The organism is Serratia sp. JUb9 (genome assembly GCF_014298095.1).
In the GTDB taxonomy this organism is placed as follows: domain Bacteria; phylum Pseudomonadota; class Gammaproteobacteria; order Enterobacterales; family Enterobacteriaceae; genus Serratia_B; species Serratia_B rhizosphaerae.
This window is the reverse complement of sequence record NZ_CP060416.1, coordinates 411,664-437,239: the sequence shown is the minus strand read 5'-3', so window position 1 is coordinate 437,239 and position 25,576 is coordinate 411,664. Positions and strand designations below refer to the sequence as shown.

At 60.5% G+C, this 25,576-nt stretch carries 22 protein-coding genes and 1 pseudogene; 9 read left to right on the top strand and 14 right to left on the bottom strand.

Annotated features, from left to right (window positions below; translation table 11 throughout):
- The first annotated feature begins 4 nt into the window (after window positions 1-4).
- Complete coding sequence (locus tag HF675_RS02065; protein WP_187043972.1) at window positions 5-469, top strand: YrhA family protein; 465 nt, start codon at window positions 5-7, stop codon at window positions 467-469.
- A 54-nt stretch (window positions 470-523) separates the two neighbouring features.
- Here HF675_RS02065 and HF675_RS02060 read toward each other — a convergent pair.
- Together HF675_RS02060 and ssb1 are read right to left on the bottom strand one after the other, a co-directional pair.
- A pseudogene (locus tag HF675_RS02060) lies at window positions 524-826 on the bottom strand (Presumed portal vertex protein); the annotation flags it as partial.
- A gap of 172 nt (window positions 827-998) precedes the next feature.
- Complete coding sequence (gene ssb1, locus HF675_RS02055) at window positions 999-1,538, bottom strand: single-stranded DNA-binding protein SSB1 (protein ID WP_015962066.1); 540 nt, start codon at window positions 1,536-1,538, stop codon at window positions 999-1,001.
- Window positions 1,539-1,806: 268 nt separating this feature from the next.
- On the opposite strand from ssb1, the gene uvrA reads away from it, so the two are divergent.
- Together uvrA and HF675_RS02045 are read left to right on the top strand one after the other, a co-directional pair.
- The gene (uvrA, locus tag HF675_RS02050) at window positions 1,807-4,635 is read left to right on the top strand and encodes an excinuclease ABC subunit UvrA (RefSeq protein WP_105232817.1); all 2,829 of its coding nucleotides are present in this window, start codon (window positions 1,807-1,809) and stop codon (window positions 4,633-4,635) included.
- Window positions 4,636-4,853: 218 nt separating this feature from the next.
- Complete coding sequence (locus HF675_RS02045; protein ID WP_105232818.1) at window positions 4,854-5,906, top strand: NAD(P)-dependent alcohol dehydrogenase; 1,053 nt, start codon at window positions 4,854-4,856, stop codon at window positions 5,904-5,906.
- A 34-nt stretch (window positions 5,907-5,940) separates the two neighbouring features.
- Here the strand turns inward: HF675_RS02045 and maa are convergent, their stop codons facing one another.
- The 4 genes from maa to HF675_RS02025 form a co-directional block, all read right to left on the bottom strand.
- Window positions 5,941-6,498 (bottom strand): maltose O-acetyltransferase, encoded by a 558-nt coding sequence (gene maa / locus HF675_RS02040; protein WP_105232819.1) that lies wholly within the window; start codon window positions 6,496-6,498, stop codon window positions 5,941-5,943.
- A 147-nt stretch (window positions 6,499-6,645) separates the two neighbouring features.
- The gene (locus tag HF675_RS02035; RefSeq protein WP_015962070.1) at window positions 6,646-6,999 is read right to left on the bottom strand and encodes an MmcQ/YjbR family DNA-binding protein; all 354 of its coding nucleotides are present in this window, start codon (window positions 6,997-6,999) and stop codon (window positions 6,646-6,648) included.
- A gap of 154 nt (window positions 7,000-7,153) precedes the next feature.
- The gene (locus tag HF675_RS02030; RefSeq protein ID WP_105232820.1) at window positions 7,154-8,173 is read right to left on the bottom strand and encodes a LacI family DNA-binding transcriptional regulator; all 1,020 of its coding nucleotides are present in this window, start codon (window positions 8,171-8,173) and stop codon (window positions 7,154-7,156) included.
- A 21-nt stretch (window positions 8,174-8,194) separates the two neighbouring features.
- On the bottom strand, window positions 8,195-9,247 hold the full coding sequence (locus HF675_RS02025; RefSeq protein ID WP_187043971.1) for a Gfo/Idh/MocA family protein: 1,053 nt from the start codon (window positions 9,245-9,247) through the stop codon (window positions 8,195-8,197).
- 290 nt (window positions 9,248-9,537) lie between these two features.
- On the opposite strand from HF675_RS02025, the gene HF675_RS02020 reads away from it, so the two are divergent.
- Genes HF675_RS02020 through HF675_RS02010 form a run of 3 tightly spaced genes read left to right on the top strand, consistent with a single transcriptional unit; the run spans window position 9,538 to window position 13,391 of the window.
- The gene (locus tag HF675_RS02020; protein WP_105232822.1) at window positions 9,538-10,254 is read left to right on the top strand and encodes a gluconate 2-dehydrogenase subunit 3 family protein; all 717 of its coding nucleotides are present in this window, start codon (window positions 9,538-9,540) and stop codon (window positions 10,252-10,254) included.
- A gap of 40 nt (window positions 10,255-10,294) precedes the next feature.
- Window positions 10,295-12,067, top strand: a complete 1,773-nt coding sequence (locus HF675_RS02015; RefSeq protein ID WP_187043970.1) for a GMC family oxidoreductase — start codon at window positions 10,295-10,297, stop codon at window positions 12,065-12,067.
- Window position 12,068: 1 nt separating this feature from the next.
- Entirely contained in the window at window positions 12,069-13,391 is a 1,323-nt protein-coding gene (locus HF675_RS02010) for a c-type cytochrome (RefSeq protein WP_187043969.1), read from the top strand.
- Window positions 13,392-13,447: 56 nt separating this feature from the next.
- Here HF675_RS02010 and HF675_RS02005 read toward each other — a convergent pair whose 3' ends face one another.
- Window positions 13,448-14,641 carry an amino acid aminotransferase gene (locus HF675_RS02005; protein ID WP_187043968.1) on the bottom strand — a complete coding sequence of 398 codons (1,194 nt, stop codon included), beginning with the start codon at window positions 14,639-14,641 and terminating at the stop codon, window positions 13,448-13,450.
- Between the two features lie 173 nt (window positions 14,642-14,814).
- Window positions 14,815-15,282, bottom strand: a complete 468-nt coding sequence (locus HF675_RS02000) for an Lrp/AsnC family transcriptional regulator (RefSeq protein WP_015962077.1) — start codon at window positions 15,280-15,282, stop codon at window positions 14,815-14,817.
- Window positions 15,283-15,497: 215 nt separating this feature from the next.
- On the opposite strand from HF675_RS02000, the gene HF675_RS01995 reads away from it, so the two are divergent.
- Window positions 15,498-16,265, top strand: a complete 768-nt coding sequence (locus HF675_RS01995) for a transporter substrate-binding domain-containing protein (protein WP_105233535.1) — start codon at window positions 15,498-15,500, stop codon at window positions 16,263-16,265.
- A gap of 31 nt (window positions 16,266-16,296) precedes the next feature.
- Here the strand turns inward: HF675_RS01995 and HF675_RS01990 are convergent, their stop codons facing one another.
- Window positions 16,297-17,913 (bottom strand): FGGY-family carbohydrate kinase, encoded by a 1,617-nt coding sequence (locus HF675_RS01990; RefSeq protein WP_187043967.1) that lies wholly within the window; start codon window positions 17,911-17,913, stop codon window positions 16,297-16,299.
- A gap of 28 nt (window positions 17,914-17,941) precedes the next feature.
- Window positions 17,942-18,691 carry an SDR family oxidoreductase gene (locus HF675_RS01985; protein WP_172606245.1) on the bottom strand — a complete coding sequence of 250 codons (750 nt, stop codon included), beginning with the start codon at window positions 18,689-18,691 and terminating at the stop codon, window positions 17,942-17,944.
- A 246-nt stretch (window positions 18,692-18,937) separates the two neighbouring features.
- Here HF675_RS01985 and HF675_RS01980 point away from each other — a divergent pair, with 246 nt between their 5' ends.
- Window positions 18,938-19,942, top strand: coding sequence for a substrate-binding domain-containing protein (locus HF675_RS01980; RefSeq protein ID WP_187043966.1), 1,005 nt, complete (start codon window positions 18,938-18,940; stop codon window positions 19,940-19,942).
- Between the two features lie 44 nt (window positions 19,943-19,986).
- Here HF675_RS01980 and alr read toward each other — a convergent pair whose 3' ends face one another.
- Together alr and dnaB are read right to left on the bottom strand one after the other, a co-directional pair.
- Window positions 19,987-21,066, bottom strand: a complete 1,080-nt coding sequence (gene alr / locus HF675_RS01975; protein WP_105232829.1) for an alanine racemase — start codon at window positions 21,064-21,066, stop codon at window positions 19,987-19,989.
- 24 nt (window positions 21,067-21,090) lie between these two features.
- Window positions 21,091-22,506, bottom strand: coding sequence for a replicative DNA helicase (dnaB, locus tag HF675_RS01970; RefSeq protein ID WP_105232830.1), 1,416 nt, complete (start codon window positions 22,504-22,506; stop codon window positions 21,091-21,093).
- A gap of 237 nt (window positions 22,507-22,743) precedes the next feature.
- On the opposite strand from dnaB, the gene HF675_RS01965 reads away from it, so the two are divergent.
- Window positions 22,744-23,730 (top strand): quinone oxidoreductase, encoded by a 987-nt coding sequence (locus HF675_RS01965; protein ID WP_187043965.1) that lies wholly within the window; start codon window positions 22,744-22,746, stop codon window positions 23,728-23,730.
- Window positions 23,731-24,030: 300 nt separating this feature from the next.
- Here HF675_RS01965 and pspG read toward each other — a convergent pair whose 3' ends face one another.
- Both pspG and dusA read right to left on the bottom strand, forming a co-directional pair.
- On the bottom strand, window positions 24,031-24,249 hold the full coding sequence (gene pspG, locus HF675_RS01960) for an envelope stress response protein PspG (RefSeq protein WP_111736270.1): 219 nt from the start codon (window positions 24,247-24,249) through the stop codon (window positions 24,031-24,033).
- Window positions 24,250-24,411: 162 nt separating this feature from the next.
- Window positions 24,412-25,458 (bottom strand): tRNA dihydrouridine(20/20a) synthase DusA, encoded by a 1,047-nt coding sequence (gene dusA, locus HF675_RS01955; protein WP_187043964.1) that lies wholly within the window; start codon window positions 25,456-25,458, stop codon window positions 24,412-24,414.
- Window positions 25,459-25,576: the final 118 nt, after the last annotated feature.

Below are 25,576 nucleotides of genomic sequence, written 5' to 3'. Positions count from 1 at the left end.
ACGTATGACAGAAATTAATAAAGCAGTAAATTTATTTAATGGGGTTTGCCAGCAACTAGGAGGGGAGCCTAACCCGCCTTACCAAGGCGAAGTTAATAATTATCACTTTAGCCGGGGTATTGAAGACGAACAGCCGGAGTTTTGGAAGCAATACGGCGATTTTGTCCGTATCAGTGATGGGATTGATTTTGATGGGATAATCTTTCACCCTTTGAGCAAAGAAGACGAGAATAATATTTTCTTGAATAATGATATTTTGTCTGAGGAAAAAGGTTTTTATAATGAAGCCCTGGACGGATTTATTGTTATTGGCTCAAATGATACTGATACTTTCGTTTTTAATACTGAAAATAAAAAATGGGAAGCTCGAGACCGTATAGCGGTCGATTATGTTTATGATTCCTGTGATACGTTAAGTGATTTGATTATAGTTCAAATGGAAAGGTTAAAAAAACGTCATGGCTTGTAGTTGAGCCTGAAAAATATTGCATATGAAAATAAAGCCGCCGAGAGGCGGCTCCTGTTATTCAGAGGGAAATTCATAATCTTTGAAGCGGATCACCTCTTCCCCTAACCAGTCGTTCACCTCTTTGATGCGTTCCTGCAGTGGGATTAACTCGTTACGAAAAAATACCTGAGCGGCTTTCTTGACGTCGCCAAAACCGCCGGTATTGCTGGGGATAATCCTCATCATTTGCGGCGGCACGCGGTGTGCGCTCAATAGGTCATCGCGGCTGACGTTTTTGATGTTGAAAAAATCGTCCTTGGTGGCGACCTCGGACAGCGGCACGATCTTGATACCGTCCAGTTTACCATTCAGCGCGTACAATCGGCTGAACTGCAGGTCTGACGGCTAAACCGGTCACGGTTTTTTACCTTCTCCGACCTAACCGATAACCCAAAAGCACCCAGTCAAATTCTTCCTTTGCAGACATAAAAAAAGCCCCGTGTATCGGGGCTTCTGGCGCGGACATTGGCAGAAATGTCTGAGGTATTTTTTAGAACGGGATATCGTCGTCAAAATCCATTGGCGGTTCGTTGCTGCTGGCCGCCGGCGCGCTGCTTGGCGCTGGGCGCGACTGCTGTTGCTGGCCGCCGCTGAACTGGTTGCCGCCCTGCGGCTGCTGAGGCTGACCCCAACCGCCCTGGCCGCCCTGACCACCGCCTGCCGGTGCACCGCCGCCGCCCTGACGGCCGCCCAGCATCTGCATGGAACCGCCGACGTTTACCACCACTTCGGTGGTGTAACGGTCCTGACCGCTCTGATCGGTCCATTTGCGGGTCTGCAGGGAACCTTCGATATACACCTGCGAGCCTTTACGCAGATATTCGCCGGCCACTTCCGCCAGCTTGCCGAACAGCACAACGCGGTGCCACTCGGTCTTTTCTTTCTGCTCGCCGGTCGCTTTATCGCGCCAGCTTTCGGAGGTAGCCAGGGTCATGTTGGCGACCGCGCCACCATTCGGCATGTAACGGACTTCGGGGTCTTGGCCCAGATTCCCGACCAGAATTACTTTGTTTACGCCTCTGCTGGCCATGAACTCTCTCCTGAAGAATGATTTTTACACAGTATAAACGAGTCAGTTTACCACGCGAAAGCTGAAACCACACCCGCCTTGATAACTGCGCATTGTATTCCACAATTGTCATCGCGATCGACAACGTTTCATACGAACACTGGATATTCATTCAGGCTTTTTTGTGTCATAATTATGCGTTTCGTACTGGCTGTGGCGTTTTTTTGCGCACCTGGTCACAAAACCAACCGTAAAGCCGCACGGCGTATCACCAAGACGGGAAGTGTAAATGGACAATATCGAAGTTCGTGGTGCTCGAACCCATAATCTCAAAAACATCAACCTGATCATCCCGCGCGACAAACTGATTGTGGTCACCGGGCTGTCCGGCTCCGGCAAGTCCTCGCTGGCCTTTGATACGCTGTATGCCGAGGGGCAGCGCCGCTACGTCGAATCGCTCTCCGCCTATGCCCGCCAGTTCCTGTCGCTGATGGAAAAACCGGACGTCGACCATATTGAAGGGCTGTCGCCGGCGATCTCCATCGAACAGAAATCGACCTCGCACAACCCGCGTTCCACCGTCGGCACCATCACCGAAATTCATGACTATCTGCGCCTGCTGTTCGCCCGCGTCGGCGAGCCGCGCTGCCCGGACCACCACGTGCCGCTGGCGGCGCAGACCGTCAGCCAGATGGTCGACAACGTGCTCACCCAGCCGGAAGGCAAACGCCTGATGCTGCTGGCGCCGATCGTCAAAGATCGCAAAGGCGAACACACCAAAACGCTGGAGAACCTGGCGACGCAGGGCTATATCCGCGCGCGCATCGACGGCGAAGTGTGCGATCTGTCCGATCCGCCGAAGCTGGAGCTGCAGAAGAAGCACACCATCGAGGTGGTGGTCGACCGCTTTAAAGTACGCGAAGACCTGGCGCAGCGGCTGGCGGAGTCGTTTGAAACCGCGCTGGAACTGTCCGGCGGCACCGCGGTGGTGGCCGATATGGACGATGACAAAGCGGAAGAGCTGCTGTTCTCCGCCAACTTCGCCTGTCCGATCTGTGGTTACAGCATGCGCGAGCTGGAGCCGCGCCTGTTCTCGTTCAACAACCCGGCCGGCGCCTGCCCGACCTGCGACGGCCTGGGCGTGCAGCAGTTCTTCGACCCGGATCGCGTAGTGCAGAACCCGGAGCTGTCGCTGGCCGGCGGCGCCATCCGCGGCTGGGATCGCCGTAATTTCTACTATTTCCAGATGCTGCGCTCGCTGGCGGAGCATTATCAGTTCGACGTCGAAGCGCCGTTCAACAGCCTGAGCGCCAGCGTGCAAAAAGCGGTGCTGAACGGTTCCGGCAAAGAGTCAATCGAGTTTAAATACATCAACGATCGCGGCGACACCACCGTGCGCCGCCATCCGTTTGAAGGCGTGCTGCACAATATGGAGCGCCGCTATAAAGAGACCGAATCCAGTGCGGTGCGCGAGGATCTGGCCAAATTTATCAGCAACCGTCCGTGCACCTCCTGCCACGGCACCCGCCTGCGCGAAGAAGCGCGCAACGTGTTTGTCGAAGACACCACGCTGCCGGAGATTTCGGATCTCAGCATCGGCCACGCGATGACCTTCTTCCAGAACATCAAGCTGAGTGGCCAACGCGCCAAAATCGCCGAGAAAGTGCTGAAAGAGATCGGCGACCGCCTGAAGTTTCTGGTTAACGTCGGCCTTAACTACCTGTCGCTGTCGCGCTCGGCGGAAACCCTGTCCGGCGGCGAGGCCCAGCGCATCCGTCTGGCGAGCCAGATCGGCGCCGGTCTGGTGGGCGTGATGTACGTGCTGGACGAGCCGTCCATCGGCCTGCACCAGCGCGACAACGAACGCCTGCTGGAAACGCTGATTCACCTGCGCAACCTGGGCAACACGGTGATCGTGGTGGAGCATGACGAAGACGCCATCCGCGCCGCCGACCACGTGATCGATATCGGCCCCGGCGCCGGCGTACACGGCGGCCAGATCGTCGCCGAAGGCAGCGTGGAAGACATCATGGCCAAGCCGGACTCGCTGACCGGCCAGTTCCTCAGCGGCAAGCGCGAAATCGCCATTCCGCAGGAGCGCGTGGCGGCAGACCCGAACAAAGTGCTGAAACTGAGCGGCGCGCGCGGCAACAACCTGAAGGACGTGACGCTGACGCTGCCGGTGGGGCTGTTCACCTGCATCACCGGGGTGTCCGGCTCCGGCAAATCGACGCTGATCAACGATACGCTGTTCCCGATCGCCCAGCGCCAGCTGAACGGCGCCACCCTCGCCGAACCGGCGCCGTTCCGCGAGGTTGCCGGCCTTGAACACTTCGACAAGGTGATCGACATCGATCAAAGCCCGATCGGCCGTACGCCGCGTTCCAACCCGGCTACCTACACCGGCATTTTCACCCCGGTGCGCGAACTGTTCGCCGGCGTGCCGGAATCACGCAGCCGCGGTTATACCCCAGGCCGCTTCAGCTTTAACGTGAAAGGCGGCCGCTGCGAAGCCTGCCAGGGCGACGGCGTAATCAAGGTGGAAATGCACTTCCTGCCGGACATTTATGTGCCCTGCGACCAGTGCAAAGGCAAACGCTACAACCGTGAAACGCTGGAGATCAAATACAAGGGCAAAAGCATTCACGAAGTGCTGGAGATGACCATCGAAGAAGCCCGCGGGTTCTTCGACGCGGTGCCGGCGCTGGCGCGCAAGCTACAAACCCTGATGGATGTCGGCCTGTCCTATATCCGTCTTGGCCAGTCGGCGACCACGCTGTCCGGCGGTGAAGCGCAGCGCGTCAAACTGGCGCGCGAGCTGTCCAAGCGCGGCACCGGCCAGACGCTGTATATCCTGGATGAGCCGACCACCGGCCTGCACTTTGCCGACATCCAGCAGTTGCTGGCGGTGCTGCATCAACTGCGCGATCAGGGCAATACCATCGTGGTGATTGAGCACAATCTCGACGTGATCAAAACCGCCGACTGGATTGTCGATCTGGGGCCGGAAGGCGGCAGCGGCGGCGGCGAGATCCTGGTGTCCGGCACGCCGGAAACCGTGGCGGAATGCCGGGAATCACACACCGCGCGCTTCCTCAAGCCGCTGCTGAAACGCTGACGCCTGATGCGCACGGCGGGTGGTCACGCAGACCGCCCGCCGTACGAACATTGAACAGAAACAGGCAAGATTCCAACACTATCAGGCATTTCCCTCCCCCGGCGCAGCACTTATTATCAACCTTCCCTCAGCGGCCGCCTCATCACTCAGGCCGCACCTCACCGGCATTCTGCTGCCGGAAAAAACACCTTTTGCACTGATTGATAACTGGAGTAACCATGAATATTACGCATGCCTATGCCGCGCATGACGCGCAGTCTGCGCTCGTGCCTTTCGATTACTCACCGCGCACGCTGCGCGAACACGATGTCCAAATCAAGGTGCTGTTTTGCGGCGTCTGCCATTCCGATCTGCACCAGGCGCGCAACGAATGGAATAACACCCTCTATCCGGTGGTGCCGGGCCATGAGGTCGTCGGCCGCGTCAGCGCCGTCGGCAGCGGCGTGACCACCTATCAGGTCGGCGATCTGGTCGGCGTCGGCTGCATGGTCGACTCCTGCCGCAGCTGTCCAAGCTGCGAGGAAGGGCTGGAGCAGTATTGCGAAAACGGTTTTACCGGCACCTATAACGGCCAGGATCGCCAGACCGGCGCCGTCACCTACGGCGGCTACTCCACCGATATGGTGGTGGATCAGGACTTTGTGCTGCGGGTGCCGGACAACCTCGATCCGGCCGGCGTCGCGCCGCTGCTGTGCGCCGGTATCACCACCTATTCGCCGCTGCGCCAGTGGGGCGTCGGCCCGGGTAAAAAGGTCGGCATCGTCGGTCTCGGCGGGCTGGGGCATATGGGGGTGAAACTGGCGCGGGCCATGGGCGCGCATGTGGTGCTGTTCACCACCTCGCCGTCGAAAATCGAAGACGCCAAACGCCTGGGCGCTCATGAAGTGGTGATTTCCCGCAACCCGGAGGAGATGGCGCAGCATACCAACAGCTTCGACTTTATCCTCAATACGGTGGCGGCTCAGCACGACCTGAACCCGTTCCTCGACCTGCTGCGTCGCGACGGCACGCTGACGCTGGTCGGCGCGCCGGAACACGATCATCCGTCACCGCAGGTGTTTAACCTGATTCTGAAGCGCCGCCGCATCGCCGGCTCGCTGATCGGCGGCATTGCGGAAACTCAGGAGATGCTGGATTTCTGCGGTCAGCACGGCATCACCTCGGATATCGAGCTGATTCCGATGCAGCAGATCAACCAAGCCTATGAGCGCATGCTGAAAAGCGATGTGAAATACCGCTTTGTGGTGGACATCGACTCGCTGCGCGCCTAAGCGCACCACGGGCGCCCGCTGCGGCGCCCGACTTTTACAGCCGCTTCAGGATACGCGCCGGATTACCGCCCACCACGCAGTTGGCCGGCACGTCTTTGGTCACCACCGCGCCTGAGGCAATCACCGCATTATCGCCGATGGCCACACCGGGGTTGATCACCGCCCGTCCGCCGATCCACACGTTATCACCGATGGTCACCGGTTTGCCGTACTCGGCACCGCCGACGCGGCTTGCCGCATCCAGCGGGTGCGTCGCGGTATAGATGTGCACGCCCGGCGCCAACATGCAGTTATCGCCGATGCGCACCTCGCAGACGTCCAGCATCACGCAGTCGAAGTTGGCGTAAAAATTTTTTCCCAGATAGATGTTGTAACCATAGTCGCAGCGGAAGCTGGGTTCGATGGTGCCGCCCTGATACTGCCCCAGCAGCTGCGTCAGCCACTGCCTGCGCTGCTCGCCCTCCTGCGGTGCGCAATGGTTGTACTGATGCAGCAGTTGGCGCGCCCGCAGGCGTTCACTGCGCAGCAGCTCATCGCCGGCGTCATACAGTTCACCGGCGATCATCTTGCATTTTTCTTCACTTGTAGCCATCAGACGCTCCCTTTTGCGATTCGCTCTACGGCCATCAGCCTAGACGCTTGCGTCGATGATGAGAAAGGGAACGTTCCCAATGTGTGTTAACGATCACACCTTCGCCTGAAGGCCGTTGAAGAGGCGTACATGGGAAAATGGCCGTAGTCAGGCCTGCAGCCCCTGGCGCACCTGCTCTGGCAGCCCCGACAGCACCAGCTGGTACGAACCGTCAATCAGGGTATAAAACTGCGAGTCCGGCAGGCCGCCGTCCAGATAGACCGCATTCCAGTGCGCCTTGTTCAGATGCTCGCAGGGGACAATTTCCGGATGCAGCTCACGCAGATTTTCCGCCTGCTCCGGGCTGGATTTCACCGCCAGCGCCGGGCGGCCCTCAATCTCCCACACCATGGCGAACATCACCTCGCCGACCTTCACCTGGCTGGCCTGCCACTGATTCTGGTCGCTCTGCTGCGCGCCCGGTTTCGCCATGCAATATTGCAATAATGCTGAAGAATTCATGGAGTTAGTCCCTCGATAAATGTCCGTCGTCCGGCGTGCTGCGCCGCGCGTCCGTGGCGAAGCGGCGCAGCCGCCGTCAAGAATACTGGCTACATTTTGTAGCATAGAAGGAATTGAGGGAGATACCACGCTTTTCACGCCGGGGACATACGCCCTACTCGCAATTTTCTGCGGTGAAGATTTTAAAATCTACCTTCCCGCTCTGGTACATGTCGACGGCGTCGCCGCCTCCCAGCTGGCCCAGCATCAGGTCGATCGCCAGCTGCGCATGCTGGCGGGCATCCTGGTCGATCACATAAGACAGGCTGTCGTTATCCAACAGCCGGCGCGTCAGGCTGTACAGCTCATGGGTGATATAGACGCACTCTCCCAGCAGCCGGTGCTTCGCCAGCTCGGCGCTGATTTCAGTGTTGCCGGAACCGGTGTTATACAGCCCGACGATATGGCCGTTTTTGTTCAGCGTTTCCGCCAGCAGACGCCGGATGGTATGGCGTTCGTCACGCCCCACCAGCACCTCTTTCAGGTCAATCTGCGGGAAGCGCTGGCGCAGCACCGCCCGGAAGCCCTCAATGCGCTGGCGGTGCGCGCTGTAGTCGCTGCGGCCGCTGACCATCACCACCTCGCCCGGCGCCTTCAGGGTGCGCCCCATCAGCAAACCGGCGGTGCGGCCCGCCTGCAGCTGATTGACGCCGACGTGGCACAGGCGCTCGGCATGCGGCAGATCGGTCACGATGGTGATCACCGGAATATCCCGCGCCCGGCAGTCGGCCAGCGCCGCATAGACCGCAGGGTGGTCGTGCGCAAACACGATAATGCCGTCCCGTTGACGGCTGCACGCCATGATATGCTCGGCCAGCCTGACCGGGTGGGATTCAGAGATAAACGTCCGGTGCAGCGTCACCCGGCGGTAGCCGAGCGCGCCGGCCAGTTCGCTGAAACTGTTATCGAGCTTTTTGAAAAAAAATGAGCCGTTGCCGCTCAGAATCACCTCGATGCGCCAGGGGTGCTGGTACGCCTCGGGCAATACCCGGTTAAAACCGTGCTCGCGCGCGGCCAGCAATACCTTGCGCGCCGTCTCCGGCGCTACGCCGCCGCGTTCATTCAGCACCCGATCCACCGTCGCCACGCCGACGCCGGCCAGCTGCGCCAGCCTGCCGATGGTTAACTTCTTCATCTCTGCTCCCCGCGCGGCGGGCTAAGCCAGCCGTGCCGCCGCGCGCTCTTCGTTAAAGACGATACCCAGCTGGCGGCGCACTTCATCCATCGTGCGCAGCGTCATCAGCGAGGTATCCAGCGGGCGCACCGGCGACTCCGTCAGCCCCTGTCCGATGCACCACGCCACATGCTCAATTTCATAACTCAATTGTACATAGCGTCCGCCCCGGTCCTGCCAATGCAGCCGTCGGTTGCCCTGGCTGGACTGCAGCGTGAAGTCGCCGGGTGCGTAAAACTGCCCGTCCAGATACAGCGTGGCGTCGCGCCCGGCGATCGTCGCCGCACCGGAGGTATGGCTGAACAGCGTGGTATTCAGCACCGCCTGCATGCCGTTGCCGTAGTTAAACAGCATCGACGCTTGGCCGTTTACCCCGCCCGGCGCGGGCTGCCCGTACGCGACGATCGCCTCCGGCACATCGCCGGCAATGCCGATGCTGAATGATATCAGGTAACTGCCCAGATCCAGCATCGGACCACCGGCCAGGTCGGCATTAAAAATACGGTGTTCCGGGGTGAAGAACTCGCCGTGATCGGCAATCAGGGTGTGCAGATCCCCCAGATCGCCGTTGGCCAGCAGCTGGCGCAGCACATCATATTTCGGCGTAAAGTCGCACCACATCCCCTCCAGACAGAAAAGGCCACGCGCCCGCGCTTCATCCCGCAGCGCCCGCCCCTCACGGGCGTTAAGCGCCAGCGGCTTTTCAATCAGCGCGTGTTTACCGGCCTGCAGCACCCGCATGGCGTCAGGAAAGTGATGGTTGTGCGGCGTGGCGACGTAAACCACATCCAGCTGGTTCAGCGCCAGCATCTCGCCAAGGCTCTGACAGGTCTGGGGAATATCCCAGCGCGCGGCGAACGCCGCCGTTTTCTCGGCGCTGCGTCCCGCCACGGCCACCAGCTGCTGCCGGGTCTGGCCGCGCAGCGCCGCAGCGAAATGGTCGGCAATCCAGCCGGGGCCGATAATCCCCCAGCGCAGAACGGGAATGCTTTCAGGCGCTAGCCGCGTCGGCTGAGGTAAGGCGGTGGGAAACATAAGGCTCTCCTCGTGTGTTTGATGAGCGGGACGGCGTACTGTCAGGACAACGTGAACTCACTATAGGAAGCCAAAAGCGGGAAGGAAACCGGGCCGATGATGGAAAACCATCAACGAAAACCTTCCCTGCCGACACGGAAGAAATTATTCTCGCCGCGTTGTTAACACTTTATTAATTTCTTTATTCGCATGTAAAAAACAGCGCTGGGCGCGTCCCCCGTTCATGGCGCGGACGTGAAACGTGAAAAAATAAAAAAATAGTTTTTGAGCAATTAATCGGCAGGGAATTTATGAAACGCAGAGAATTTCTCACCTCAGTGGTCGCGCTGGGGGTGGCTTCGTCGTTGCCTACGGCACAGGCCGACGTCATCAACGGCGGGCAACCCTGGAACCCCGGCGACATCAACACGCCACCAGCGCCGCCGCGCCAAGGCGGCCTGCAGTACTTCACGCAGCATGAATTCGATACCGTCGCCATCATCGCCGAGCGCTTTATTCCGGCCGATGAACTGAGCCTCGGCGGCAAAGAGGCCGGCTGCGCCACCTTTATCGACCGTCAGCTGGCGGGCGACTACGGCAACGCCGTCGCTCTCTACCGGCTGGGACGTTTTGTCAAAGGCACCCCGCAGCAGGGGCCGCAGTCGCCGCTGACGCCGGCGCAGCGTTACCGCCAGGGCCTGGCGGCGCTGGATAGCGCCACCAGGGCGCAGTTCGGTAAGGACTTTATCGCCCTCGACCAACAGCAGCAGGAGCGCATCCTGCACGCCATGGAGACCGACCGCTACGATCTCGGCCCGCAGGTGGAAACCAAGGTGCTGTTTGAGCTGCTGCTGCAAAACGTACGCGAAGGCTTCCTGGCCGATCCGATTTACGGCGGCAATAAAGACATGACCAGCTGGAAAATGATTGGTTTCCCGGGCGCGCGCTATGACTTCCGCGATCTGCTCGGTAAGAAAGGGCAAAAGCTGAACATCATCCCCACCAGTTTAATCGATAACACGCTTTGATCCCGCGCCGCTGTCGCGCCGAGCAATTGTGAGTCCAACTATGAAAAATGTACGTCCAAAAGCCGATGTGGTTATCGTCGGCCTGGGATGGTGCGGTTCTTTGATCGCCGAAGAGCTGACCCGCGCCGGATTAAACGTCGTCGCCATCGAACGCGGCCCCTGGTTTGAAACCGCCACCGATTTTCCACCCTCCATCGATACCGATGAACTGCGTTGGGATACCCGCCGCAGCATGCTGCTGCCGCCTGCGGTGGAAACCACCACCTTCCGCAACCACCGCAGCGAAAAAGCGCTGCCGACCCGCGACTGGAACCTGAACGAGCTGGGGTATAACGTGGGCGGTTCAGGCACCCACTGGGCGGGCATGGCCTGGCGCTTTACGCCGTTCGACCTGCAGCCGTACACCCAGACCGTCGAGCGCTACGGCAAACAGCAGATCGCCGACGGTCTGATTCTGCAGGACTGGGGCGTTACCTATGACGAGCTGGAGCCATTCTACGACCGCTTCGAGAAGATCGCCGGCGTCTCCGGCAAGGCCGGCAAGCTGAACGGCGAAATTATCCCGGGCGGCAACCCGTTTGAAGGCAACCGCAGCAGCGAATACCCGCTGCCGCCGCTGGAAGGACTGCGCCTGACCGACCTGTTCCGCGATGCGGCCACGTCGCTGGGGCTGAACCCGTTTATGGTGCCGGCGGGCCAGACCTCCCGCGCCTACGTCAACCCGCTGGGGGTACGCATGGGTCCCTGCACCTACTGCGGCTACTGCCTGTACTACGGCTGCGGCAACTTCTCCAAATCCAGCCCCAACGCCTGCGTGGTGCCGGCCCTGATGCAGCGCGAGAACTTTACCGTGCTCACCGACTCGGCGGTGGTGCGGGTCAACAAGGCCGCTGACGGCAAAACCGCCACCGGCGTCACCTATCTGGACCGCAATAAAAAAGAGTGGGAACAACCAGCCGATATCGTAGTGCTGTCGGCGTTCCAGATGCAGAACGTGCGCCTGCTGCTGCTGTCGAAAATCGGCCAGCCTTACGATCCCGTCAGTAAAACCGGCGTGGTCGGCCGCGCCTACAGCTTCCAGACGGTGGCCGGCGCCAATTTGTTCTTCGAAGACGAAAACCTTAACCCGTTTATCGGCGCCGGCGCGCTGTCGCAGCAGGTGGATGACTATAACGGCGATAATTTCGACCACAGCGGACTGGGCTTTATCGGCGGCGCCGGCCTGTTGGTGGTCGCCCGCGGCGCACGCCCGATCGGCAATGCCGACGCGCTGCCGCCCGGCACGCCACGCTGGGGCAAGGCATGGAAAAAAGCTTACACCCACGCCTTCCAGAACGGCTCCTTTATCTTCGGCCAGGGCACCAGCTACTCGCACGAAGATTACTACCTCGATCTGGATCCGGAATACACGGACGATAACGGCAACCCGCTGCTGCGCGTCACCTTTGACTACAACGAAAACGACCGCCGCACCGCCCGCTTTATCGAAGAGAAAAGCGTGGAGCTGGGCAAGGCGATGGGCGCCAAGATCGTCATCGGCACCAACTCTGCCTCCGGCCGTTACTCGCCGTACAACCTCGCCAGCGATCACACCATCGGCGGCGCGGTAATGGGAAGCGATCCGAAAACCAGCGTGCTGAACCGCTATCAGCAGTGCTGGGACATGCATAACCTGTTCGTGCTGGGCGCCTCCTCCTTCCCTAACAACGCCGGTTACAACCCGACGGGCACCATCGGCGCGCTGAGCCTGTGGACGGCGAAAGCGATTATCGAACAGTACGTCAAAAACCCCGGCCCGCTGGTAAAGGTGTGAGATGAAAAAAATCAAAATTGCAGGCGGGATCGCCGTGGTCGCCGCCGCCGTGGTGGTTGGGCTACTGTGGAAAAACGGCGATGCCAGCGCCGATAACGTGGCGGACGACCGGACGCTGACCAGCCAGCCGCCGTCCGCGGCGGATGCGCAGGCGGTGATACGCGGCAAATACGTGGCAATTGCCGGCGACTGCGTGGCCTGCCATACCGCGCCGGGCAGCAAGCAGCCGTTCTCCGGCGGCTATCGGATCGACACGCCTTTCGGCGGTATTTACGCCAGCAACATCACCCCGGACGTTGAAGACGGTATCGGCAGTTGGAGCGAACGCGACTTTTTCCGCGCGGTGCGCCACGGCAAGGGCAAACAGGGGGAAAACCTCTACCCGGCGATGCCGTACAACGCCTATATCAAAGTCAGCGACGCCGATATGCACGACCTGTGGCTGTATATGCGTTCGGTCAAGCCGGTGAAAAACAAGGTGCCGGAAACCCGGCTGCCGTTCCCGTACAACATTCGTCTGGCGATGATGGGCTGGAACCTGTTGTTCTTCGACAACAGCGGCTTTACGCCGGATGCCGGCCAGTCGGCACAGTGGAACCGCGGCGCCTATCTGGTGCAGGGACTGGAGCACTGCGCGGCCTGCCACACGCCGAAGAACCTCATCGGCGGGGATACCTCCGCCTATCTGCAGGGCGGCAATCTGGGCGAGTGGTACGCGCCGGAAATCACCGGCAACCGCTACACCGGCATCGGCGAGTGGACGGAAGATCAGGTGGTGGACTACCTCAGGCTGGGCAGCAACCACGTCGCCGTCGCCTCCGGCCCAATGGCGGAGGCGGTCAGCAACTCTACCCAGCACCTGACGGAGCAGGACCTGCGCGCCATCGCCGTGTATCTTAAATCCCAGCCGGGATCGGAACGGCAAAAACCGGCACCGCTGGCCGCAGACAGCGCACAGATGAAGATGGGCGCCAACGTCTATGCCGCTAACTGTACCGCCTGCCATAACAGCGACGGCAAAGGCATCCCGAACCTGGCCACCAGCCTGGCCGGCAACCCGGCGATTATGGCGCCGGACGCCGCATCGCTGGTGACCACCGTTCTGCAGGGCGGCCGTGGCGCGGTGACCGTGGGCAATCCCACCAGCGGCGCGATGCCGAGCTTTGCCTGGAAGCTGTCGGACGAACAGGTGGCGGCGGTGACGACTTACATCCGCAATAGCTGGGGCAATGCGGCGCCGGCCATAACGAAGGATGAGGTCGCGGAGAAACGCAGCCTGCTGCAGCTGCCGCCGCAGATGGCGCAAGGCAGCGCCGACAAATAGCGGCGCGGCTGACGGGACGGGGCGATAGCGATATCGCCCCCGTTCTATTTTATGACTTACTGCACGGCGGCGATTGCTTCCGCCACCTGATGCACGTTGCGGTGGTTCAGACCGGCGACGCACATGCGGCCGCTGTGGATCAGGTACACGCCGAACTCTTCACGCAGGCGGTCGACCTGCTGCGCGTTTAAGCCGGTGTAGCTGAACATGCCGCGCTGTTGCAGCAGGTAATCGAAATTACGCTGCGGCAGCGCGCTCTTCAGCGCATTCACCAGCGTCTGGCGCATCTCCAGAATGCGGGCGCGCATGCTTTCTACTTCATCCAGCCACTGCTGCTTCAGCTGCGCGTCGTTCAGCACCTTGGCCACCACCTGCGCGCCGAAGTTCGGCGGGCTGGAGTAGTTGCGACGTACGGTCGCCTTCAGCTGGCCCAGCACGCGGCCGGCGGCTTCGCTGCTCTCACACACCACGGACAGCCCGCCCACGCGCTCGCCGTACAGCGAGAAGATTTTCGAGAACGAGTTGCTCACCAGGCACGGCAGCCCCGCGGTGGCAATGGCGCGGATGGCGTAGGCGTCCTGCTCCATGCCGGCGCCGAAGCCCTGATAGGCGATGTCGAGGAATGGGATCAGCTCGCGCTCGGCCAGCACCTTCACCACCTCGTCCCACTGCGCCGGCGTCAGATCGGAGCCGGTCGGGTTATGGCAGCACGGGTGCAGCAGCACGATGCCCTGCGCCGGCAGCGTTTTCAGCGTGCTCAGCATAGCGTCGAAACGTACGCCCAGGCTTTCGCTGTCGAAGTACGGGTAAGTATTCACCTTGAAGCCGGCGCCGCTGAAAATCGCCACGTGGTTTTCCCAGGTCGGATCGCTGACCCACACCTGCGAATTCGGGAAATAGTAATGCAGGAAATCGGCCCCCACCTTCAGCGCGCCGGAGCCGCCGACGGTCTGCACCGTTGCAATGCGCTCCTGCTGCAGCATCGGGTGATCGGCGCCGAACAGCAGCTGCTGGATAGCGCTGCGGTAAGGCTGCAGGCCTTCCATCGGCAGATACAGCGAGGCGCCGTGATCGGCGCTGCTCAGCTGCGCCTCGGCGGCGGCGACCGCCTGCAACTGCGGGATAATCGCCTGCTCGTTGTAATACAGGCCGATGCTCAGGTTTACCTTATGCTCGCGCGGATCCTGTTTGAACTTCTCCATCAGCGACAGTATCGGGTCGCCGGCATAGGCATCAACGTTCTGGAACACGGTGTTGTTCTCCTTGCTTTAGTTATTTTTAAGGTACAGAGACCGGCGCGCCGACAGCATACGCACACGCCAATGCACCTAATATAGACGCTATCCGCGGGGAAATATCCACCATAAAAAGTGTGGTTAGCTTGCCAGGCCACCGCGGTAAAAAATGCTCAGCAACAGGGGGCTTAACGCGCCACCGGCAGCAGGCCGTTTTCTTTAATGCGGTTCAGCACCACCGCCGTCTTGACGTGCGCCACGCTGTGGTGGGTCAGCAGCGTCTGGCTGATAAACTCGCTCAGCGCGGCCAGATCGGCGACGGCCACTTTCAGCAGATAGTCGGCGTCGCCGGTGGTCTTATAGGCGTCGAGCACCGCTTCCGTATGCTCCAGCATGTAATGAAAACTGTCCACCTGTTCCGGTCCGTGGTTGGTCAGGCTCACCTCAATCAGCCCGACCATGCCCAACCCCACCGCCTCGGGGGCCAGCCGCGCATGGTAGCCGCGGATCAGCTGCGCCTGCTCCAGGCTGATGCGCCGCCGGGAACACTGCGACGCGGACAGCCCCACCAGCTCACTCAGTTCCTGGTTGGTCAGTCGGCCGTTGGCTTGTAGCAGCGTCAGGATTTTCATATCAAAATCGTCAATGTTGTACATAGCCACCTGTAAACTGTGTTAAGAAATATTGACGTTCAGACTATCAGTTTTTTTCGTGTTGTTATCGTTCCGCGTCAGAGAATGCGCGTTGCGTAGCAGCAAATCAGACTGACGCCGTTTATCGGCGGCATAAAAAACGGATAATTCACGCAAACCAACCACAACCCACGGCTAACCGACGCATAAATCCACGAATGTATAAGAAAGGGAAAATGATGAAAAAATTAGCGCCTCTCGCCTTACTACTCGCCGCCGGCGGCGCCAGCGCCCAGTCGCACCTGGATAAGGTGACACAGCAAAAGCAGCTGGAAGTGTGCACCACCGGCGATTACAAGCCCTACACCTTTCTGCCGGAAAAAGGCGGCTATGAAGGCATCGATATCGAGATGGCCCAGTCGCTGGCCAAAAGCCTCGGTGCCGAGGTGAAGTGGGTCAAAACCAGTTGGAAAACCCTGATGCAGGACTTTAACGCCGGCAAGTGCGATATCGCGATGGGTGGTATCTCCGTTACGCTGGAACGGCAAAAACAGGCCTTCTTCGCGGAAAAACTGGATACCGACGGCAAGATCCCGCTGGTGCGCTGCAGCGACGTGAAGAAATACCGCACCATCGCCCAGATCAACAAACCGTCGGTGCGGGTGATCGAGCCGGCCGGCGGCACCAATGAGGCCTTCGCCCGCGCGCACCTGCCGAAAGCGAAGCTGACGCTGTCGCACGACAATATGGGGATCTTCCAGCAGCTGGTCGATCGCAAGGCCGACGTGATGATCACCGACGCCTCCGAAGCGCTGTATCAGCAAAAGCGCTACCCGAAGCTGTGCGCCGTTAACCCGAAAAAGCCCATGCAGTACGGCGAGAAGGCCTACATGCTGCCGCGTGACGACTTAAGCTGGAAGCTGTACGTCGACCAGTGGCTGCACCTGACCAAAGCCAGCGGCGAGTACCAGAAAATTATTGATAAGTGGCTGGCGGTGAAGAAATAACGTCCCCACCGCCCATGTGCAAGACGGCGTATTAGTAGCGATCTTCGCGGATATTTTTCGCCGTCTGCTGCAGCAGCTGGAACGCCTGATAGCGGCGGCGATGCAGCGCCGCATACGCCGCGTTGGGTGAATATTCGCACTCGCGGGCGGTCATCGCCTGCATGGCGTCGCTCACCGAGGCACGCAGCCCGCCGGCAACCGCGGCCAGAATGGCGGAGCCCAGCAGCACCGGCTCCTCCGATTTGGTCGCCAGCACCGAGCAGCCGCAGGCGTCGGCAATCAGCTGACGCACCAGCGGATGCTGGCCGGCGCCGCCGCTGATAACGATATCACGCGTTGCAATGCCGTTCTCACGCTGTGCATCGATGATCTGCCGCAGCCCGTAGCCCAGGCTGCACACGCCGGCGATATACAGCGCAATCAAACTGTCCAGATCGCGATCCATATCCAGGCCGTAGATCAGCGCGCGAGCATAAGGATCCGCCAGCGGCGCCCGGTTGCCGGCAAACTCCGGCACCACGTGCATCTCACGGGCGCACTGCACCGCGTCGGACAGCGCATCGAACCTGTTCATCGCCAGATCCGCCAGATAAACCGGCAGCGGCAGCCCTTCCGCCTCGGCCTGCGCCTTCACCTGCGCCGACGCCGGATGCAGCTCCAGCAGGCGATCAATCGCCGCGCCCGCCGCGCTCTGCCCGCCCTCGCTCAGCCAGAAGCCCGGCACCATCGCCGCATAATACGGCCCCCAGACGCCCGGCACGAAGGCCGGCGTGCGGGTGGAGGTCATGGTGCAGGAGGAGGTGCCGAACACATAGGCCAGCTTCTCTTCCGGCGAGCCGTCCACCCCCAGCGTGCCGATGCCGCCGGCGTGCGCGTCGATCATACCGGCCGCCACCGGCGTATGTTGCGGCAGCCCCATATCCTCGGCCGCCTGGGCCGACAGCCCCTGCCCGCACGGCGTTCCCGGCTCCACGATGAGCTGGCCGATGCGGCCGAACGACGCCTCCGCCAGTTCGGGCAGGCCGACGGTATGGAAATAGTCGGCATCCCAGCGGTTTTCATGAGCCAGATAGTTCCACTTGCAGGTGACCGTACACTGCGAACGCGCCAGATCGCCGGTAGAGCGCCAGGTCAGATAGTCCGTCAGATCGAAGAACTGCCAGGCCTGCGTGAAGGTTTCCGGGTGATGCTGCTTCAGCCACAGCAGCTTGGGTATTTCCATTTCCGGCGAGATGCGCCCGCCGACGTATTTCAGCACCGGATGCGCCGTAGCGTTGATGGCGTCCGCCTGTTGTGCGGCGCGGTGATCCATCCAGACGATGATATTGCGCTCCGCCTCACCGCCCGGGCTGACCGCCAGCGGCGCGCCCTCCTCACCGACCACCACCAGCGAACAGGTGGCGTCAAAGCCGATGCCCGCCACCGCGGCCGGCTCAATGCCGGACTGCGTCACCGCGCGCCTGACACAGTGGCACACCGCGCGCCAGATATCATTGCCGGACTGTTCAACCCGGTGGCCGCTGGCGTGAAAGGTGGCAATGTTCTTTTTGGCGGAGGCGAGCAGATTACCGTCTGCATCAAACACTCCCGCCCGCGCGCTGGCGGAACCGACGTCAACGCCAATCAGGTATCTGGCTTTACTGCTCATATCTGGTTACCTTTCGCTAAATAGTGGCTCAGAGATCGACGCTGTTCGGCAGAATGACCAGGTCGCGCACCGTCACGTTCGGCGAGCGCGTCACCATAAACAGCACCGACTCGGCGACCTCAATCGGCTGCATCAGGCTGCCGTTCGCCAGCGCTTCTTCCATTTTCTCTTTGGGCCAGTCATCCAGCAGCGAGGTCACCACCGGGCCGGGCAGCACCGCGCCGACGCGCACGCCGTGCTGCGCCACCTGCCGGCGGGTCGAGTGGACGAACGCCTGCACGGCGAATTTAGAAGCAGTATAGATGGGTTCCCACACCACCGGCACCACGCCGGCGATGGAACTGGTAAAAATAATGTCGCCGGACTTCTGCGCGATCAGGTGCGGCAGCACGGCTCGCACGCTGCGAAACGCCGCGCTGGTGTTGAGCTTCAGCACCCGCTCCCACACGTCCGGGTCGCCTTCTTCCACCGCGCCGCCGATATAGGCGCCGGCGTTGGCGTGGAAAATGTCCAGCCGGCCGGCCAGTTTGAGGATCTGCGCCAGAATGCCGTCCACCTGGGCTCCGTCCATCAGGTCAACCTGCAGCGGCAGCGCCTGCTCGCCCAGCTCGCCGACCACCTCGTGCAGTTTGTCCGCATCGCGATCGATCAGCACCACTTTGGCGCCGGCCTGCAGCATGATTTTGGCGCACTCCAGCCCGATACCGGACGCAGCGCCTGTGACGGCGGCGACTTTGCCCGCCAGGGAAGTATTCATAGAGAAGACAGAAGCGTTCATCTTATAATCCTTATACCGTTGTCAGGTCGCAGAGCGCGCGACATCTGCGCGCAGGACGTATTTAACACAGTGAAAATATTGATGTTTACTGTTGAGCCGGTAACGATTTACCCTGATGTGCCGCCGCAATACCACCGTGGCGGACTATCTGGCGCACGATGCGCAACACATTGCTCAATCGATGAAGCTTAATTATCATCATCGGCGGCAATCAGCAAAAGAAATGTGATTAGAGGATTGGGATCTGTGAGCGAGATCGGCAAAAACAAGAAAACCACCATCTACGATCTGGCTGCGCTCAGCGGCGTATCCGCCAGCGCGGTCAGCGCGATCCTGAACGGCAGCTGGAAAAAACGCCGTATCAGCGCCAGCCTGGCGGAAAAGGTGACGCGGATTGCCGAGGAGCAAGGCTATGCGGTCAACCGACAGGCCAGCCTGCTGCGCAGCGCGCGTTCCAAAACCATCGGCATGATCGTACCGAAGTACGATAACCGCTATTTCGGCTCGATTGTCGAGAAATTCGAGGAGATGGCGCGCGAACGCGGCCTGTTCCCGGTGATTACCTGCACCCGGCGCGATCCGGTGCTGGAGGCGGAAGCCGCCAAAACCATGCTCTCCTGGCAGGTTGACTGCATGATCGTCACCGGCGCCACCGATCCGGACAGAATCGCCGAGATCTGCGCCAATGCCGGCGTGCCCACGCTGAATCTGGATCTGCCCGGCAGCCGCGCGCCGTCGGTGATTTCCGCCAACTTCGACGGTGCCCGCGCGCTGACCCGCCGGCTGCTGCAACACAGTCCGGCAAATGCCCCGCTGCTGTTTATCGGCGGCCGTGGCGGCGATCACAATACCCGGGAACGCCTGCGAGGCTTTCTGGCCGCGCATCAGGAAGCCGGCCTGACGGTGCCCGAGACGCATATTTTGCTGTGCGGCTATCGGGCGGAAAAAGCGGAAGCGGCGCTGGAGAACTATTTTCACGGCCACCGCGACGCCCAGAGCGGGTTTTTCGTTAACTCCACCATTTCGCTGGAAGGCGTGGTTCGCTTTCTCAGCGGCCAGGGCATGCTGCGCGGCGAGCCGCGGCGGGCAATGGGCTGTTTTGACTGGGATCCGTTCGTCGCCATGCTGGGGGACGATATCATGATGGTGAAACAGGACGTCGGCGCGATGATGACGGAAGTGTTCCGTCAGGTGGAAAGCGGCATCAGCGGCACGTCGCTGACAGAGATCCCGGTGGAGCTGATGGTATGACCCCATCCCGCTCAGTTCCCCTGAGCGGGACGGCATAGGCAGGCTCAGTCGCCGATATACTCCATCGCCACGCGCTGGGTCAGTTTAGTGATCAGCTCATAGGCGCTGATGCCGGTCGCGGCGGCGACGCGCTCCACCGGCAGTGCGGCGCCCCACAGTATCGCCTCATCACCTACTTTATCCCCGGCGTTAGGCCCCAGATCGACGGAGATCATATCCATCGACACCCGGCCGACGATCGGCACTTCGCGGCCGTTCAGCCAGATCGGCGTGCCGCTCGGCGCGCTGCGCGGGTAGCCGTCGCCGTACCCTATCGCCACCACGCCCAGGCGGGTATCGCGCTCGCTGACCCAACTGCCGCCGTAGCCGACCGGCTCGCCGGCCCGATGCTCGCGCACTGCGATCAGGCTGGATTTCAGCGTCATTGCCGGCTGCAGGTCGAAGGCGCTGCCGTCGCCGCTTTCCAGCGGCGAGACGCCGTACAAAATAATTCCCGGCCGCACCCATTCGTTATGTGCATCCGGCCACAGCAGCGTGCCGCCGGAGGCGGCGATGGAGCGCTGCCCCGGCTTGCCGCGGGCAAACTGTTCAAAACAGGCGATTTGCCGCAGCGTCGCGTCAGATTCCGGCTCATCCGCCCGGCTGAAATGGCTCATGATATTCACCGGCTGCGCCACGTTACGGCAGGCGCACAGGCGCTGATAAAACGCTTCCGCCTGCTCCGGGCGCACGCCCAGCCGGTGCATGCCGGTATCCAGCTTCATCCATACCGTCACCGGGTGCGGCAGGGTTGCCTGCTCCAGCGCCTCAAGCTGTTCGATGCTGTGTACCGCGGTTTCGATATGATTTGCCGCCAGAACGGGCAAATCGTCCGCGCAGAAGAAGCCTTCCAGCAGCAGGATCGGTTTGACGATACCGCCGGAGCGCAGCATCAGCGCTTCGCCGATGCGCGCGACGCCGTAGCTGTCAGCGTCTTGCAGGGTGTGGGCCGTTTCCAGCAGGCCATGTCCATAAGCGTTTGCTTTCACAACCGCGATCAGGCGGCTGTTCGGCGCCTGACGGCGTACCTGTTGCAGGTTGTGTCGCAGAGCGCGGCGGTCGATTACAGCGGTTGCCGCTTTCATTTCCGTTCCTTAGCTGAGGATTAATTATTCATCGTCATATTGCGGGCCGGCATAGTTGTCAAAGCGCGACCACTGGCCGTTAAAGGTCAGACGTACGGTGCCAATCGGGCCGTTACGCTGCTTACCAATAATGATTTCGGCGATCCCTTTCAGATCGCTGTTCTCGTGATACACCTCATCACGGTAGATGAACATGATAAGGTCGGCATCCTGCTCGATGGAGCCGGATTCACGCAGGTCGGAGTTGACCGGGCGTTTGTCGGCGCGCTGCTCCAGGGAGCGGTTCAGCTGCGACAGCGCCACCACCGGCACCTGCAGCTCCTTCGCCAGCGCCTTCAGCGAGCGCGAGATTTCGGCGATTTCCAGCGTTCGGTTGTCCGACAGCGACGGTACGCGCATCAGCTGCAGGTAGTCGATCATGATCAGGCTCAGGCCGTCGTTTTCACGGAAAATACGGCGGGCGCGCGAGCGCACCTCGGTCGGCGTCAGGCCGGAGGAGTCGTCGATATACATATTGCGCTTCTCCAGCAGGATGCCCATGGTGCTGGAAATGCGCGCCCAGTCCTCATCGTCCAACTGGCCGGTACGGATACGGGTCTGATCGACGCGCGACAGCGAGGCCAGCATACGCATCATGATCTGCTCGCCGGGCATCTCCAGGCTGAAGATCAGCACCGGCTTGTCCTGCAGCATTGCGGCGTTTTCGCACAGGTTCATCGCAAAGGTGGTTTTACCCATCGACGGACGCGCCGCCACGATGATCAGATCCGAACGCTGCAGGCCGGCGGTTTTCTTATTCAGATCCTGATAGCCGGTATCCACCCCGGTGACGCCGTCATGCGGCGTCTGGTACAGCGATTCGATACGGGAAACGGTGGCTTCCAGGATCTGATCGACGCTTTTCGGCCCTTCGTCCTTACTGGCGCGGTTTTCCGCAATCTGGAATACCCGCGATTCAGCCAGATCGAGTAGATCTTCGCTGGTGCGCCCCTGCGGATCGTAGCCGGCGTCGGCGATCTCATTGGCCACCGCGATCATCTCGCGCACCACCGCGCGCTCGCGCACGATATCGGCATAGGCGCCGATGTTGGCGGCGCTCGGGGTGTTTTTCGCCAGCTCGGCCAGATAGGCGAAGCCGCCGACGGAATCCAGATCGCCCCGCTGTTCCAGCGATTCGGACAGGGTGATAAGGTCAATCGGCTTGCTCATTTCAAGCAGGCGCTGCATCTCGGTAAAGATCAGGCGGTGCGGACGGCTGAAGAAGTCGTTGGCGACCACGCGTTCCGCCACGTTGTCCCAGCGTTCGTTATCCAGCATTAAACCGCCCAACACGGACTGTTCCGCCTCCAGCGAATGCGGCGGCATCTTCAGCCCTTCCATTTGGCGATCGCGCGGTGCCTGAGCCTCGTTAGATTTGTTGGTGGGTTTCTTTCCTGCCATAGTGGGGACGCATTACCTGTTATGAAGTGACAACGCGGCAGTATATACCCTAAATAATTCCAGTTACAGGCAAGCGGCAAGGGAAGCAATCCCGATGCGCTGACTCAGATCGGTGATTCGGGGACTGAGCGCAGCCGACACCGCTGTAACTTGCAGTATGACGGGTATACATTAATGACCCATCGCTATGTCCTAACATTAGGATCTAACGGCGACAGCGCACACTGAGGAGGAGCCATGGCCAAGCGCATTCAGTTTTCCGCCACCGGCGGACCGGAAGTCTTGCAATACGTTGATTTTACACCGCTCGATCCGGCCACCGGCGAGGTACAGATTGAAAACCGGGCCATAGGTATCAACTACATCGATACCTATGTGCGCAGCGGTTTATACGCGCCGCCATCGCTGCCGAGCGGTCTGGGCACCGAAGCGGCCGGCGTGGTGACCAAAGTGGGCGCCGGCGTCAGCGCGCTGAAGCCGGGTGACCGTGTGGTGTATGCGCAGGCGGCGCTGGGCGCCTACAGCGACGTGCACAACGTGCCGGAAGAAAAAGTGGCGCTGCTGCCCGACAACATCAGTTTTGCACAGGGGGCGGCCTCCTTCCTCAAGGGCCTGACCGTGCACTATCTGCTGCGGCAGACCTATAACCTGCAACCGGGGGAAACTTTCCTGTTCCACGCGGCCGCCGGCGGCGTCGGGCTGATCGCCTGTCAGTGGGCGAAGGCGCTGGGTGCCAGGCTGATCGGCAGCGTCGGTTCGGCGGAAAAAGCGGCGCTGGCGCAGCAGGCCGGCGCCTGGGCTACCATCAACTATCAGCAGGAAGATATTGCCGAACGCGTGGCGGCGCTGACCAACGGAGAAAAAGTCGGCGTAGTGTATGATTCGGTCGGCAAAAGCACCTGGCAGGCTTCGCTCAACAGCCTGAAGCGCCGTGGCCTGATGGTCAGCTTCGGCAACGCCTCCGGGCCGGTAACCGGCGTCGATCTGGCGCTGCTGAATCAGAAAGGCTCACTGTACGTCACCCGTCCTTCCCTTAACGGTTACATCACCAACCGTGCGGAACTGGAATATGCCAGCAATGAGCTGTTTGCGCTGATTGGCAGCGGCGCCATCAAGGTTGAAGTGAACGACGAGCAAAAATTCGCATTGGGCGACGCGCAGCGCGCGCACCAGCTGTTGGAAAGCCGTCAGACCAGCGGCTCCAGCCTGCTGATTCCAGGCTGATAACAGAAAAGGGCTCCCTCAGGAGCCCTTTCTGATACTGCGTTTTGTAGGGTAGAGCAGAGTCCGCATGAGACAGAGGTTGCTGTTGCAACACGATTATTATTAGGGCTGCCTCGCACGGTGATGAAATTGTCAGCATCACTTCACTGCTATGGCGCACATCCTAACAGCCGCTAAACGCAAAAAGAACGTTAAACGCATCACAACGGCGTTTTATCCCTTAAGGTGTGATCTCTGCCGCATTCCCTCTCTGACTTATTACGTTGTTTTCATCATGACTGACTGATAAATCAGCAAAAATCAATAGCGCCGTATTTGCGGCTTTTGCAACGAGCGATAAATCCACACGCCAACCACCGCCAGAATCAGCCACGGCAACAGCTTAACCACCATCGCAAACAGGCCGCCCAACAGCATAAAGGCCGAGGCCACCAGCAGCGCGGCCAACACACCCAGCAGCGAAACGCCGGTGACCAGCAGCATCAGCACGAAGCCGATAAAAAAGAAAATTTCTAGCATGATAAGGAAGCTCCTTGGCAAAACTGGCATCTGCCAACGTTATTACAAGAAGCGTGCCAACCCTGATGCTATCGACAACCCGTTGAAATGCAATGAAAGCTGCGCCGCAGGACGCGACGCAGCTGGTGAAAATAACCAACAGTTAGCGTAATAAGCGGCGAATTACGCCACCTCACTGCGCGGCTGACGCACCAGACTGAGCGCCTGCTCCACCACGCGCACGTCGGCCCCCGCCTTATGGGCATTCTCACTCAGGTGGCGCCGCCACTGGCGCGCCCCCGGGATCCCCTGGAACAGACCCAGAATATGGCGGGTGATATGGCCCAGATAGGTGCCGTTCGCTAGTTCGTGCTCGATGTACGGATACAGCGCCTCCACCACCTCTACGCTGTCGCGCACCGCCGCCTGCGAGCCAAACAGTTCGCGATCCACCTGCGCCAGAATGCCCGGGTTCTGGTAGGCTTCGCGCCCCATCATCACGCCATCGACGTGCTGCAGGTGCTGCTGCGCCTCGGCCAGCGACTTGACGCCGCCGTTAATGGCGATGGTCAGCGCCGGGAAGTCGCGCTTGAGCTGATAAACGCGCGGATAGTCCAGCGGCGGCACTTCGCGGTTCTCTTTCGGGCTCAGGCCCGACAACCAGGCTTTACGCGCATGGATGATAAACGTCTCGCACTCGCCGCGGCCGGAGACGGTGTCGATAAAATCGCACAGGAAGGCGTAGCTATCCTGATCGTCAATGCCGATACGGGTTTTCACCGTTACCGGAATCGACACCACGTCGCGCATCGCTTTAACGCAGTCCGCCACCAGCGCGGCCTGCCCCATCAGGCAGGCGCCGAACATACCGTTCTGCACCCGGTCGGACGGGCAGCCGACGTTCAGGTTGATCTCATCATAGCCGCGCTGTTCCGCCAGTCTGGCGCAGTGCGCCAGCGCCGCCGGATCGCTGCCGCCCAATTGCAGCGCCAGCGGGTGTTCCTCGTCGCTGTACGCCAGATAATCCCCTTTGCCGTGAATGATCGCGCCGGTGGTCACCATTTCGGTATACAGCAGCGTCTCTTTGCTCAGCAGGCGGTGGAAATAACGGCAATGACGGTCGGTCCAATCGAGCATAGGCGCGATGGAAAAGCGGCTCGCGCTAAACGGCCGTTCAGTGCCGTTTGAGTCGGCAAGCGGAGAGTGTTCTGGTGTTAACGAATCGGTCATTACGGTATCTATTCAGCATCAGGCGGACAAAAAAGTAATCGCTGATTATAACGTAAACCACCGCTGAGGCGAAACCGGCGCGGCGCGCGGCATTATCCTGCTGAAAATTGGTTATTTT

Coding starts and splice junctions, on each gene's coding strand:
- HF675_RS02065 (WP_187043972.1), top strand. CDS start 5: ATGACAGAAATTAATAAAGCAGTAAATTTATTTAATGGGGTTTGCCAG.
- ssb1 (WP_015962066.1), bottom strand. CDS start 1,538: ATGGCCAGCAGAGGCGTAAACAAAGTAATTCTGGTCGGGAATCTGGGC.
- uvrA (WP_105232817.1), top strand. CDS start 1,807: ATGGACAATATCGAAGTTCGTGGTGCTCGAACCCATAATCTCAAAAAC.
- HF675_RS02045 (WP_105232818.1), top strand. CDS start 4,854: ATGAATATTACGCATGCCTATGCCGCGCATGACGCGCAGTCTGCGCTC.
- maa (WP_105232819.1), bottom strand. CDS start 6,498: ATGGCTACAAGTGAAGAAAAATGCAAGATGATCGCCGGTGAACTGTAT.
- HF675_RS02035 (WP_015962070.1), bottom strand. CDS start 6,999: ATGAATTCTTCAGCATTATTGCAATATTGCATGGCGAAACCGGGCGCG.
- HF675_RS02030 (WP_105232820.1), bottom strand. CDS start 8,173: ATGAAGAAGTTAACCATCGGCAGGCTGGCGCAGCTGGCCGGCGTCGGC.
- HF675_RS02025 (WP_187043971.1), bottom strand. CDS start 9,247: ATGTTTCCCACCGCCTTACCTCAGCCGACGCGGCTAGCGCCTGAAAGC.
- HF675_RS02020 (WP_105232822.1), top strand. CDS start 9,538: ATGAAACGCAGAGAATTTCTCACCTCAGTGGTCGCGCTGGGGGTGGCT.
- HF675_RS02015 (WP_187043970.1), top strand. CDS start 10,295: ATGAAAAATGTACGTCCAAAAGCCGATGTGGTTATCGTCGGCCTGGGA.
- HF675_RS02010 (WP_187043969.1), top strand. CDS start 12,069: ATGAAAAAAATCAAAATTGCAGGCGGGATCGCCGTGGTCGCCGCCGCC.
- HF675_RS02000 (WP_015962077.1), bottom strand. CDS start 15,282: ATGTACAACATTGACGATTTTGATATGAAAATCCTGACGCTGCTACAA.
- HF675_RS01995 (WP_105233535.1), top strand. CDS start 15,498: ATGAAAAAATTAGCGCCTCTCGCCTTACTACTCGCCGCCGGCGGCGCC.
- HF675_RS01990 (WP_187043967.1), bottom strand. CDS start 17,913: ATGAGCAGTAAAGCCAGATACCTGATTGGCGTTGACGTCGGTTCCGCC.
- HF675_RS01985 (WP_172606245.1), bottom strand. CDS start 18,691: ATGAACGCTTCTGTCTTCTCTATGAATACTTCCCTGGCGGGCAAAGTC.
- alr (WP_105232829.1), bottom strand. CDS start 21,066: ATGAAAGCGGCAACCGCTGTAATCGACCGCCGCGCTCTGCGACACAAC.
- dnaB (WP_105232830.1), bottom strand. CDS start 22,506: ATGGCAGGAAAGAAACCCACCAACAAATCTAACGAGGCTCAGGCACCG.
- HF675_RS01965 (WP_187043965.1), top strand. CDS start 22,744: ATGGCCAAGCGCATTCAGTTTTCCGCCACCGGCGGACCGGAAGTCTTG.
- pspG (WP_111736270.1), bottom strand. CDS start 24,249: ATGCTAGAAATTTTCTTTTTTATCGGCTTCGTGCTGATGCTGCTGGTC.
- dusA (WP_187043964.1), bottom strand. CDS start 25,458: ATGACCGATTCGTTAACACCAGAACACTCTCCGCTTGCCGACTCAAAC.